Annotated in this window: 9 protein-coding genes; 6 read left to right on the top strand and 3 right to left on the bottom strand. The window is 62.0% G+C overall.

Annotation, left to right across the window (positions count from 1 at the left end; all coding sequences use genetic code 11):
* Positions 1 to 16: 16 nt before the first annotated feature.
* Genes VGN68_RS16970 through VGN68_RS16960 form a run of 3 tightly spaced genes read right to left on the bottom strand, consistent with a single transcriptional unit; the run spans position 17 to position 6,103 of the window.
* A complete protein-coding gene (locus VGN68_RS16970) occupies positions 17 to 1,699 on the bottom strand; it encodes a GmrSD restriction endonuclease domain-containing protein (protein WP_327478294.1) in 1,683 nt (560 codons plus the stop codon).
* A 10-nt stretch (positions 1,700 to 1,709) separates the two neighbouring features.
* Entirely contained in the window at positions 1,710 to 5,213 is a 3,504-nt protein-coding gene (locus VGN68_RS16965; RefSeq protein WP_327478292.1) for a helicase-related protein, read from the bottom strand.
* Positions 5,214 to 5,239: 26 nt separating this feature from the next.
* Positions 5,240 to 6,103: a WYL domain-containing protein gene (locus VGN68_RS16960; RefSeq protein WP_327478290.1), complete on the bottom strand. Its 864-nt coding sequence runs from the start codon at positions 6,101 to 6,103 to the stop codon at positions 5,240 to 5,242.
* Between the two features lie 97 nt (positions 6,104 to 6,200).
* On the opposite strand from VGN68_RS16960, the gene VGN68_RS16955 reads away from it, so the two are divergent.
* From VGN68_RS16955 to VGN68_RS16930, 6 genes are all read left to right on the top strand, one after another.
* Positions 6,201 to 6,437 carry a DUF2188 domain-containing protein gene (locus tag VGN68_RS16955; RefSeq protein WP_327478287.1) on the top strand — a complete coding sequence of 79 codons (237 nt, stop codon included), beginning with the start codon at positions 6,201 to 6,203 and terminating at the stop codon, positions 6,435 to 6,437.
* A 17-nt stretch (positions 6,438 to 6,454) separates the two neighbouring features.
* Complete coding sequence (locus VGN68_RS16950; RefSeq protein WP_327478285.1) at positions 6,455 to 7,426, top strand: CBASS cGAMP-activated phospholipase; 972 nt, start codon at positions 6,455 to 6,457, stop codon at positions 7,424 to 7,426.
* Positions 7,426 to 8,676: a nucleotidyltransferase gene (locus VGN68_RS16945; protein ID WP_327478283.1), complete on the top strand. Its 1,251-nt coding sequence runs from the start codon at positions 7,426 to 7,428 to the stop codon at positions 8,674 to 8,676. The genes VGN68_RS16950 and VGN68_RS16945 overlap by 1 nt, the downstream gene beginning before the upstream one ends.
* 10 nt (positions 8,677 to 8,686) lie before the next feature.
* Positions 8,687 to 9,361, top strand: a complete 675-nt coding sequence (locus tag VGN68_RS16940; protein WP_327478281.1) for a hypothetical protein — start codon at positions 8,687 to 8,689, stop codon at positions 9,359 to 9,361.
* Positions 9,362 to 9,912: 551 nt separating this feature from the next.
* Positions 9,913 to 10,356 (top strand): DUF2958 domain-containing protein, encoded by a 444-nt coding sequence (locus tag VGN68_RS16935; protein ID WP_327478279.1) that lies wholly within the window; start codon positions 9,913 to 9,915, stop codon positions 10,354 to 10,356.
* Positions 10,357 to 10,449: 93 nt separating this feature from the next.
* Positions 10,450 to 12,183 carry a ParB/RepB/Spo0J family partition protein gene (locus VGN68_RS16930; protein WP_327478277.1) on the top strand — a complete coding sequence of 578 codons (1,734 nt, stop codon included), beginning with the start codon at positions 10,450 to 10,452 and terminating at the stop codon, positions 12,181 to 12,183.
* Positions 12,184 to 12,322: the final 139 nt, after the last annotated feature.

Raw genomic sequence — 12,322 nt, 5'->3', positions numbered from 1 at the left:
GACGCGGTGCGGTGGGTCATACGACGATCCCGGTGTCGCAGAGCTTGAGCATCTTTTCCCGAACCAGCTTTGCGCGCTGCTCGAGGAAATCGTGATAGCTGTCGGTCACCATCTCATCATAGGGAATGAGGTGGCTCGCGAGGCGCTGGCGCACTTCGGGCTCACCGAGCGGCGTGCCTTCGAGCCGCTCGGCGAGATAGCGCTCTGGTTCCTTGTCAGAGATGTTCCGGTTAGTCTGCCATGTGACCAGAGCGCAATTGAGCGACCGGTAGATTTCTGAGTCCGGAACCCCTTGCCGGGTGAGGTGTGCGTCCGGGAAGAGATGGTGATATTCGCGGCGCGGCAGGTTCCCACGGCTCACCGTGCTACCATCGGCCAAGTCCAGGCCACCCTCGTGCAGCGCCAGCGCCAAAATGGCCCGGCCAAGCCGGTCCTTGTTCGTCGGCCAGCGCGCGGCGATCAGTTCATCGGTCTGGGGTAGCGGGTATTGCGCCTCATCGAAGATCGCAGGCTGCGCGGCCTCGGCCGAGGCGATGACCGCACGCAGTTCCAGATAGTCCGACAATGCCCGCGAATTGGTCGATTTCTCGTAGCGATTGGAGAAGAAGGCACGCCAGAGATACTTGCGCATGATGGTGCGTGCGCGGCCCTCGGCATCGAGCCCTTGGGGCGCGCGCGCCCACAGCGCCGTCAGCACTGGCAGCACCACATCGCTCGGCAGCCGCTTGGCGTCGAAGACCCGCTCTTCCTCAAGGAAGGTTACGGTGCGCTGCACGCCCAGGAGCAGTTCCTGCCAGTGCGCGAGCAGGGTTTCGCCAAACCCTTTGGCAAGATAGGTCGCGTTGGTCGGCGGCTTGTCCTGCAATAGCGCGCTCGCATAAAGCACCAAATCTTCGGGCGGATAGTAGGCCGCCATGCCAGGACACGCTTCGCGGCAAGCCCCGACCAACTCGTGCAGAGACTGTCCCATCGCCGCCTCGACCTGGGCGACAACAATGTCATAGGTCGATAGCGGTGCCGCCGAGGTATTCATCTTGATGAAGACGTCGAGCGCCGTGTCCTTGCTCGTCGTCACCGGGAGCGAAAGATAGGGCATGTTGAACGTCGCAAAGGTCTCGCGAACCTTGGACCGCAATTCGCCGATCGCCTCACGCTCATCCGCATCCGGGATCGCGATCTTTGCCCAGGTCTTGTAGCGGTCATTGGCCTCGTCGCCCGGCGCGCACAGGTTGAGCGGGATCATCCGCCGGCTCCACAACTGCACCGGATCGTTCGCCCAAAACGGGCGCGCCTCGATATCCCCCTGCTTTTTCCAACGTCCGACGGAATCGACATAATAGGGCATGCCGGAGTCCTCATCCGGCTTGAGGTAGAGGAAATATGTCCGATCTTCGTAATTGTTATGCAGGCCCCGCCACAGGGCGGTCAGGCGCTGCTGGCCATCGAGCAGATGTTCGGTGATGCGTTCGCCGTCAGTAGGCGCGCCCACGAGGGGCCGTGAAATGAACGGCTCCTCATTACCGATCTCGAGGATGAGTACTGCTCCGAGCGGCAGGCGGCGCAGGATCGTGTTGAACATCTGGGTGACATTGCCATAGCCCCAGGCCTCGAACCGCTGGAAGCGCGGCAACACGGTCTGGCGGGTGCGCACGCGGGCAAACCAGTCAGGCAGCAGTCGGTTTTGTGCGTTAATCGTCATGAACTGCCTTTCAAGCGGGGGCGCTCGCGCGCTCAAGCAAGCGCGGAAGGTGGAACTGGATGGCGGTTTCGAGGAACGACGGTTCGCGTTCGACCAGCGGGCCACGAATATAACGCGGAGTATGGGCGTAACCGTTGCTGATCGAGACCACCGCCAGGATGAATTTTTCAGGCTCGTGCAGCGAGGTGATGACCTCTTGCCGCGTGATCATCACGCTGTCGGCGCCGTCGATCCGGCCCTTGACCTCGATGAAGCGCAGATGCCCGGTCGCAGGATCGTGCGAGGCGATGTCATAGCCGATCTTCTGCATCGAGACATCGGTCGGCTCGTTGCCCAGTGTCCGCTCGGCGGCCATCACCGCCTCCATCGCCGCCAGCTCGATTGCCCGGCGCGCCGCCGGGTCTTCGGAGAAATGGTTGCCGATGGGCGCTGCGTTCTGCGCGTCGAGCAGGCCGCGCGGGATCACCACCATGCCGCCACGAACCCGCGGCGGCTGCGAGGAAATGAACCGCTCCTTCTCCAGTTGATCCATCCGCCGCTTCTGTCGTTCGGCGAGATCCTCGGCGCGGCGCTGCGCATTCTGCCAGTTGAGCCGCGTCTTCTTGCCCGCCTTTTCCTCTTCCTTGAGTTCGAAGGCGCGAGAATCCCAATAGTTGATTTCCTTCTTGAGCCGTGCGCGCACCTCTTGCTCGACCTTCTCGATCTCGGGCAGGCGCCGGGCTTTCACGTCAGCAACATGGTTCTGCGCCAACTCGACCGTCGCGAACCGGATCGCACTCTTTTCAAGGTCGGTGGTGAGCCAGCCCTCGTCGAGCTGGCCGCGAACTGCGGCAACCTCTTCTGGCGTGGCAGGGCGAAGGTTAAGGTGCGGGGCAATCCCTGCATTGGTCGCATTACCCGCCTTGTCGATCGCCGCGAACTGCAACTTTTGCGACAGCGTATGCGGCTTGCCGAAGCTAGTCAGGCGGCCATCCTGGACGCTGTGTTCGAGCAGGAACACGGCAGACAAGGCTTCTCCCGTATCGGTGTCATCGACCAGAATCGCACCCTGCCGCATGATCTGCTCATACTGCTCACGGATCAGGCTGATCACCGCTTCGAGTAACGGGTGCCCCGGGCACACGAAAGCCGCAACCGGCTGCTGATTGATCTTGTCCTTCTCGAAGCAGATCCGCTCATACTGCTTCTGGATCGGCGAGCCGTTCCCAATCTGCCGATCCCGCTCCCGAACGCGAACCGGGACGTGCGATATCTCCCAGCGTCCTTCTTCGCGCCGCTTGATGCGCCCGCCGAGATGCTGGAAGGCCTCAACGAAGAAGCTCTGGATATGGTGCGGCTGCAAGCGCAACGCCTCGGCGCGCTCCATCTCGAGCCGCAGCTCTTCGACCCGGGCTTCCGGCATCGTGTCATTGGTAAGCGCGCGGCGGCGCAACAGTTCGAGCAAATGCGTTTGGTCAACCGCACCGTCGACCTGGCGGAGCAGCCTGGCCTTAACCTCGTCCTGCTCGCCATATTGGATCGCCTGGAACAGGAGGTCCTTGAGCGCCGTCCCTTCGAACAGTTCGCCCAGCACATCATAGACCCGCCCGCCAAGCGCTTCGCGCGCCGCTTCCAGCTTCTCGAGCAGACGGGCATAAACCTCGCCCTCACGGGTGTCAGCGGCAACCAGGTTCCAGAGATGGCACACTTCGGTCTGGCCGATACGGTGGATACGGCCGAACCGCTGCTCGATCTTGTTCGGGTTCCACGGCAGGTCGTAATTGACCATCAGGTGCCCGCGCTGAAGATTGACGCCTTCGCCTGCCGCGTCATTGGCGATCAGCACCAGCAGGTCCTTGTCCTGCATGAAGCGCTCAACCACTTTGCGGCGCTCCTCGCGCGAAACTCCGCCATGGATTACGTCCACGGCCGCGGCGTTGCCGATCCGGGCACGCACCTTGTCGAGCAAATAGTTGAGCGTGTCCTTGGGTTCGGTGAAAATGATTAGCTTGCGCCGGTTTCCGGAGGAATCGACCATCAGATCGTCATCGAGTATCCGGTTGAGCTGGCTCCATTTGGTATCGACACCGGAACGCAGAACGCCGAGTGCCATCGTTTCCAGACCCTTGAGCGTCTCGACCTCCAGCGCAAGCTGCTCGACCGTCTCGGCGGTCGTTGCTCCGGTCGAAATCAGGTCTTCGAGTTCGTCGATCTCGTCCTGGCCATACTCATCGATATTACCGAGCATGTCAGGATTGACCTTCGCCATCGTGAAATCCGGGCGACGGCCAAGGCTCGCAAGTCGCGCTTCGCCGAGTTCAGCCTCGAGCCGCTCGCGGCGCCGTTTGAGCGACTGGTAGATCGCAGCGGGCGATGACGCGAGACGGCGTTGCAGGATCTGAAGCGCGAAGCCGACGTTGTTGCGCTTCTTCCCATCGCCTTCGGCAAAGCGCTGCACCCGATTCATCTCGGTGCGCACATATTCGGTGACCGCCGTATAGAGCGCAGCCTCGCCGTCGGAGAGTTCATACTTGACCGTATAGGCCCGGCGCTCAGGGAACAGCGGCCGCCCGTCGAAACGGAGCAACTCTTCCTTAGTCAGCCGCCGCATCATGTCGGCAGTGTCAGCATAGTGCACGCCGTCACGGAATCTGCCCTCGAACCGGTCGCCATCGAGCAGCGCCATGAACAGCTGGAAATCCTCTTCCTTGCCGTTGTGCGGGGTCGCCGACATCAGCAGGAGGTGACGGCAGACCTGACCCAGCTTCTGGCCGACTTGGTAACGACGGGTATATTTGACATCACCGCCGAAATAGGTCGCCGACATGCGATGGGCTTCGTCGCAGATGATGAGGTCCCACTCGCGGGCGCTCATCAACTTTTCCTGCAAATCCTCGTTGCGCGCCAGCACATCGAGCCGGACGATCAGCCGGTCCCGGTCGGTGAACGGGTTCCCTGAGCGCGAGGTTTCGATCATATCGCGGCTCAGAATGTCGAACTCGAGGTTGAACTTCTGGCCAAGTTCATCCTGCCATTGCTCTACCAGACTGCCGGGCGCTACGATCAGGCAGCGTTCGAGGTCGCTTCGTGCAATCAATTCTTTGATCAGCAGCCCGGCCATGATCGTCTTACCCGCGCCAGGGTCATCGGCGAGCAAAAAGCGCAGCGGCTGGCGAGGCAGCATCTCGCCGTAAACCGCCGAAATCTGATGCGGCAGCGGATCGACCAAGCTGGTATGGATAGCGAGATAGGGGTCGAAATAGTGCGCCAGCTTGATCCGGTTGGCCTCGGTCACCAGACGCAACAGCGCACCATCGGCATCGAAGGACCACGGACGGCCGTTCTGCTCGACCTCCAAGCGATGTTCGTCATCCCGGTAGAGAACGGATTCGGCGACGGCACCGTTGTGATCACGGTACACGACATTGATCGCTTGATCTCCGATCCAGTCGATTGAAATCACATGAACCGGCTGACTCGAGGCAACGCCGCGCACCGATGCACCGTTCTTGATGTCTTCGAGTTTCGCCCCCATCGGTACTTCCGTCCCCCGTTTACGTCCTATAGCTGAAACTCGGCCCGCTCGAGCGCTGCCTGCGTTTCCTTCCGGTTTACATTGACAATATGCTGGGTCCGCGCACTGCGCTTCGCTGCATCGTCAAGCAAACCGAGCCTTTTCAATACATAAAATAGCATCGCATAGCGCACGGAAAGTATCGTCGTGTCGATTTCAAGGCCGTAATCCTTAGCGACAACTTTCTTCTGTCCTTCTGTCAGATCCGGGTGCGGACCGATCAAAACGTCAAAATAGTTGTTCCAGAGCCAATCATGCTCCCCGGATTGTCCAGGTTCACCCTTGGTTCCCACCTCCAGAATCCGAGGAAGCAGGAAGTCCTTGAACTTGTCCTCGACATGACAATAAGCGCGCACGTGCCATCGGAATCCGTCGTACCCGAACGCGTGCGGCGTCATCCGACGCCAAATCGGATCAGGCCGCGCACTGTTCATTGACTGGTACAGAACCTCGATCGACTGGCTCTCGCGCACCGCCTCGAGAATCCGACGCAGGATAGCAATGTCGATCTCACGCTTGGGCGTGAGCGCGACGTCCGCGTTAGGCATCGCTGCGATCCAAGATTCGCTTGCTGGCAACATCCCCTCCGAAACCGCGCGCAATTGAGAGAGGTACTTGTATGGATCGGGATCGAGAAATCGCAGCACGAACGCGTCAGCCGCGACGTAACATTTAGCCCGCGAATCATACAGCATGTTGCCCGGCGCACGGGCTTGATAAAGCGACAAATCCTTCGAAGCTTGCGGCGTCGAGACACCGAAACAGTCGATGATATCGGCGCGATTGATCGAGCCCTCCCAAAACAGACGAAACTCAATAAACTCAAGCCTTTGTTCCACACCCCAGCGCACCTAGCTGTTCTCCATGAGTATATAAACTATACGGACCTTGACGTCCGATCAGAATAGTTTATATACGGTTGACCTTATCGAGTCAAGGAGACGTGTAGTGGCAGATCGGTACGTAACGAAGCACCCGAACGGCTGGGCGGTGAGGGCGGCAGGTGCGCAGCGTGCCAGCAGTGTGCATTCGACGCAGCGCAGTGCGGAACAGGCCGCCAAGCAGACGGTGAGGAATTTGGGTGGTGGTGAAGTTCGCATTCAGGGTCGTGACGGGCGCTGGCGCGATTCGGACACTGTGGCGCCCGGCAATGATCCGATGCCCCCGCACGACAAAAAGCACTGAGTTCGGAGCACCCCGCGGTGAAGCGCATCCTGACCATCGATGGCGGCGGCATCCGGGGCACTTTCCCGGCCGCCTTTCTTGCAAATCTTGAGCAGGATCTCGAACAGCCGATCGGGCGCTATTTTGACCTCATTGCGGGTACATCTACAGGCGGGATCATCGCTATCGGGCTCGCACTCGGGCTGCGCGCCGCCGACATTCTTCGTCTCTATGAGGAAGAAGGCCCGGCGATCTTCGCGCAGAGCCGAAAAGGCTTCATGGGCTGGCTGGGGCGCTACTTGCGAACTGGACGCTGGGCGCTCTGGGGACCCAAGTACAGCGCGGAGCCGCTTCGCAATGCCCTATATGGTGTGCTTGGCGATCGGCTTCTGGGCGAAGCACAGACCCGGTTGGTGATTCCTGCATGGCACCCCCAGACCCAAGGCGTCTATGTCTTCAAGACCGCGCACCATCCCCGGTTACAAACAGACTGCCGCGAGCTGGCGATCGATGCGGCCATGGCGACGGCGGCGGCACCAACCTATTTCGCCCAGCACGTAACCGCCAACGACGTCGGGCTGGTCGACGGGGGGCTTTGGGCCAATAATCCCGCCGGGCTCGCGGTTGTCGAAGCCATTGGCACGCTCGGCTGGCCCGCCGACCAAATCAACGTCCTGAGCGTTGGCTGTCTTGACGATATCAAGACCCTACGAGCTACATTCGGCGCGGCGAGGATTGCACCGCAGCTGTCGGGCATCTTCATGGCGGGACAGTCGCATGGCTCGCTCGGAATCGCCAAGATCCTGACCGGCGACGAGCACGAGCGCCGCGCCGTCTTCCGGGTCAGTCAGCCGGTCCCCGATGGCTTTTATTCGCTCGATGACACCCGGCGCATTCGCAGCCTCAAGGACCGCGCTTTCGCTGAAGCCCGCGTCCAGAGGCCGATCCTGCAACCCTATTTCTTCGGCACCCCCGCCGACGAATTCACCCCTTTTCAAAAGGTGCCCTGATGACTGTTCACGACAAGCGGCTGGCCAGGTCGCACGACGATATCCTCGAAGCAATCGCCGCCGCGCTCGACATCCCGGCAGGCAAGTTCGAAGAAGCCAAACAGCGCTATGAGGCGCTGGGCAGCTGGCTGGACCGCCCGGAATCCACCCTTGCCGATCTGGATCCTGCCATTTCGCCGCACGGGTCGTTCCTCTTGGGAACCGTCACGCGCCCGTTGACTGACGCCGACGAATATGACGTCGATCTGGTCTGTCGCCTCAACGGATCCAAGGCCACCCTGACCCAGAAGCAGCTCAAGGATGCTGTCGGCTATGAGGTCGCATTGTATGCGCGTGCCCGCAACATGGAGCGTCCGGACGAACGCCGTCGCTGCTGGACCCTCAATTATGCCCAAGGCGCTCAGTTCCACATGGACGTCCTGCCGGCGCTGCCCGACGCGCCGCGATATCAGTCGCAGCTGATGGCAAAGGGTTTTCGCGCTCTGGCATCGGATGACAGTCTAAGCGGCCACGCGATCGCGATTACGGACAACCAGCGTCACGACTACGATCGTATCTCGGACGACTGGCTGCAGAGCAACCCCTACGGTTATGCCGCTTGGTTCAAGGGACGGATGCGGGTGCGGTTGACCGAGGCGAAGCGGGTGCTAGCTACTCGTGAACGGGTTACAGCCAGCGTCGATGAGATCCCGGACCACAAGGTGCGCACCCCGCTTCAGCAGGCCGTCCAACTTTTGAAGCGCCACCGCGACTGCATGTTCGCCGACGATGGCGAGCACAAGCCGATCTCGATCATTATCACGACGCTGGCGGCACATGCCTATAATGAGGAGGCGTCGTTGTCGGCAGCGCTGCAGACTATCCTGTCAAACATGCACCTCCACATCCTTGAACGCGACGGCATCGCATGGGTCGCTAATCCGGTCAATCCAGTCGAGAACTTCGCCGACAAATGGCCGGAAGAGCCGACCAAGCGTGACAATTTCATCCGATGGCTTGCCCAAGCTAGGCAGGATTTCGCCCAGTATCTGCGTGCCAGCCCCTTCGGCACTGTTCCCGCCGAGCTGGAACGGCGGCTCGGTCCGACCCTCGTGAAGCGCGCGGTCGCCAGCGTCATGCCGAACGAAACCGCTATTGGCGTGCCGACACTTCTGCTGGGCGGCGCCTCCGACGCTGACCTGGAACGTGCCCGCCGCGCGGTCGACGAAGTACAGCGCAACGGACCCCAGTCCCGCCCATGGGTCCGCTAAGGCCGCTGACTTGCTGACACTGTCCGAAGTCGAAGCCGCAATTGCGTTCGACCAACCCGACCTTCGGGCAACGCAACAGCGCGACATGATCGTAGTCGAAGGGACGTTCGTGGTCACGGGCGGTGACGCCGCCTATGACCCAGAAGGCCCGCTGGCCCGATACGGGGTCAGGATCGAACTATCGTCGGCCTATCCGCGTATCGAACCTCGCGTGTTTGAGACCGACGGGCGCATTGCCCGCGATCCCGATCACCATATCAACGGCGAAGGCGATTGCTGCGTAACTGTCTGGGAAAACTGGCTGGTGACAGCTGGAAGCACGAGCTTTTCGGCTTATCTCCGGGGTCCGCTACGCGAATATTTTCTAGGACAGTTTTGGTTCGAGAATACCGGAAGCTGGCCTTTCGGTGAGCGCGCGCACGGCATGTCGGGCTTGGAAGAAGCCTATGCTGAAGCTTTGGGCATTCCTAACGTACGGAAAGACCTACTATATCTTCTACGATTCCTACGCCAGCAGCGATCGAAAGGGCATTGGCCCTGCCCCTGCGGTAGCGGGCGGCGTGTGCGGAACTGTCACCAAAACGATCTGTCGGCGCAGCGTCAGCGGATAAAGCCGCACATTGCCAAAAGCATGTTGGCCCGCATGCAGCCCAGAAAAGGCGAGCTTTCTAGATCCAGTTTCTAGCCTGCTTACGGGGAAAGTCTTCCCCTGATGGCCAGCCTGTAGTCCGTCCGTACCCCTTCCGCAGGGGCTGACCACCCCCGCGACGCCCCGGAAACTGTGCGCGGTTACTGGTGGGCGCTCACTGCCGACGGCAGGCGCCGACAGGGATCGCGCGTCTGTCCTGACCGCGCTGCGCGCTCGGTCCAGCTACCTTGTCAGTGCGGCGGCTAAGCACATCTGCGCACGCACGCCGCACAGCCTGCGGCCGTTCCGAGAGCGCGTCTCTTCTCGCGATCCGCCCGAGCGGCGGATAAGTCTTCGTCGCTGACGATCATGTCGGCGCCGCGTTGAACGCGGCGGCGTTATCGATCGGCCTCCCGTCTGTCGCTGGGTTGGCCGGCTCTCCCCTCTGGGCGCGTCCCGGCGTCCCGCAAGCCGCTGCGCGGCTCTTCCTCTTCGTTTCAGCCCTTCGGGTGCGGACCGCCTTCCTGGCCGCACCCGGCAGGTCGTTCTCGCCGCCCACCCCGCTCCGCCGGGGGCCTGATGGTTAGGGGGCGGGAATGGAGGATAGCATGGGAAAGACCAACGAACGCCGTGATGGGGGCAAGCTCCTGTCCGTTGAACTTCATGTCGCCTTGCGCGCCAATGATGAGGCGCGGCGTGCCGCCGTGATGGCGGGTGCGGCGGAGCCGGACTTTGTGCCGGTTGCCAAATTCTTCTCGCCAGTCGGTGCGGCGACATGGCTCGCGACCGAATTGGGTGAGGATGGCGACACGCTGTTCGGATTGGCGGATCTTGGGTTCGGCTGCCCCGAACTCGGCTCGTTCAGCCTGTCCGAACTGGCGTCGGTGCGACTGCCCTTCGGTCTCGGCATCGAGCGCGATCTGGGCTTTGCTTCCGAGATTCCACTGTCGGGCTGGACTGCTGCCGCTCGTCGTGAGGGGTCGATCATCACCGCCGAACAGAATTTCCGTCGCGCTGCGCGTGGCGACGAGCTTCCGAAGCCCAAGGGCTGAGGCTGACGCGGACGGCGCGTTTCGCCGTCATCCATAGTCGGTCCCGCCACGCTTCAAGACACAACGGGACCGACGCTCACAAGGAGCAAGACCATGAAACTCGACTTTATCGACCTTGGCAAGCTGTCGATCAGCAAGACCAACATGCGCTACGCCAAGAAGGCGCCCGATGTGGCGGACATTCTGCCGACCGTCCGTGCGCGCGGTGTTCTCGTTCCGCTGATCGTCCGTCCGAACTGCGCCGAGGGTGCGTTCGAGATCGTGGCGGGCGCGCGGCGCTTCACGGCGGCGATCGTCGTCGCGGGCGAGAAGGGCGAGGCCGAGCCGCTGCCGTGCGCCATCCTCGAAGAAGGCGACGATGCCGCCGCGCTCGAAGCCTCGTTGATCGAGAATGTGGCGCGGCGCGATGCCGACGAGGTCACGCAGTGGGTCACCTATACGCGGCTGGTCCGCGAAGGGCGCAGCATCGCCGATATTTCGGATACGTTCGGAATGCCCGAAGCGATGGTGAAGCGCATCCTCGCGCTCGGCAATCTGTTGCCGCGCATCCGTTCGCTCTATGCAAAGGAGAAGATCAGCGCGGGAACGGTGCGGCACCTGACGATGGCGTCCAAATCGCAGCAGCGCGCATGGCTGGCGCTGTTCGATGACGAGGACGCCTATTGCCCGCAGGGTCAGCAGCTCAAGAACTGGCTATTCGGCGGTGGCGCGATCAGTACAGCCCATGCCCTGTTCGATGTCGAGGCGAGCGGCCTTGCGATCATTGCCGACCTGTTCGGGGACGAGCGCTATTTCGCGGACAGCGATGCGTTCTGGACCGCACAGCTTGCCGCCATCGAGGAACGTCGGTCACGCTTTTTGGACGCGGGGTGGAGCGAGGTCGTCGTCCTGCCCAAGGGCAATTATTTTCGCGAGTGGGAACATCGTCACGCGGCGAAGCGCAAGGGCGGGCGTGTCTATATCGAGGTGCGCGATAGCGGCGAGGTCGATATCCACGAGGGCTATGTCACGGCCAAGGAAGCGGCGCGCATCGAAAAGGGCGAGAAGATCGACGTCGCGCCGGCAACCGCGCGCCCGGAACTGACTTCGCGGATCCAGGCCTATGTCGATCTTCATCGCCACGCTGCCGTTCGCGCCGAACTCACCGGTCATCCGGCGGTAGCGCTGCGCTTGATGGTCGCCCACGCCATCGCGGGTTCGCCGCTCTGGAATGTGCGGGTCGAGCCGCAGTCGGCCAAGGATGATGATGTGCGCGAAAGCGTCGAGGTCAGCAGGGCCGAGGCGGTGTTCGACGAGAAACGGCGCGCGGTGCTGGCGCTACTCGGCTTCGATGCTGAGGAACCGACCGTGACCGGCGGCAACCCTATGCCGCTCGGGGACCTGTTCCTGCGGCTTCTCGACCTGCCCGACCGCGCGGTGATGGACGTGATCGCCATCGTCATGGGCGAAACGCTGTTCGCCGGAAGTGCAGCCGCTGAGGCGGTCGGCCTTCATATCGGCCTCGACATGGCAAAATGGTGGAGTGCGGACGATGCTTTCTTCGGGGGGCTTCGCGACAAGGAGGTGCTGACCGCGATTGTTGCCGAGGTCGGCGGGGCCGAGGTTGCTGCCGCCAATGCCAAGGAGAAAGGCGCGACCTTGAAGGCGATCATCCGCGATCATCTGGACGGTGCGAATGGCCGGAGCAAGGTCGAGAGCTGGGTGCCGAGATGGATGAGCTTCCCGCCCGCCGCCTACACCGAGCGGGGCGGGATTGGCACCGTTGCGGCGCACCGCGAGCTGGCGGATCCGGTCGCCGAGAACGAGCCACAGCGCAAAGCGGCGTGAGGGTAAGGGGCGGCGGCGAAGTCCGCCGCCCGTTTGCCTGCGACCGTGAAAAATCGCGCGCCGCGCGCCCGTGGCGCGCGGCGCGATGCCCTATCGGAAAATAGACATGGTCGGACGGCAAGGCAGCCGCTAGGGCAGG

This window comes from Sphingopyxis sp. (assembly GCF_035998965.1).
Lineage (GTDB): Bacteria > Pseudomonadota > Alphaproteobacteria > Sphingomonadales > Sphingomonadaceae > Sphingopyxis.
Note: the sequence above shows the minus strand (reverse complement) of the source record. Positions and strands in the feature narration are given on the sequence as shown.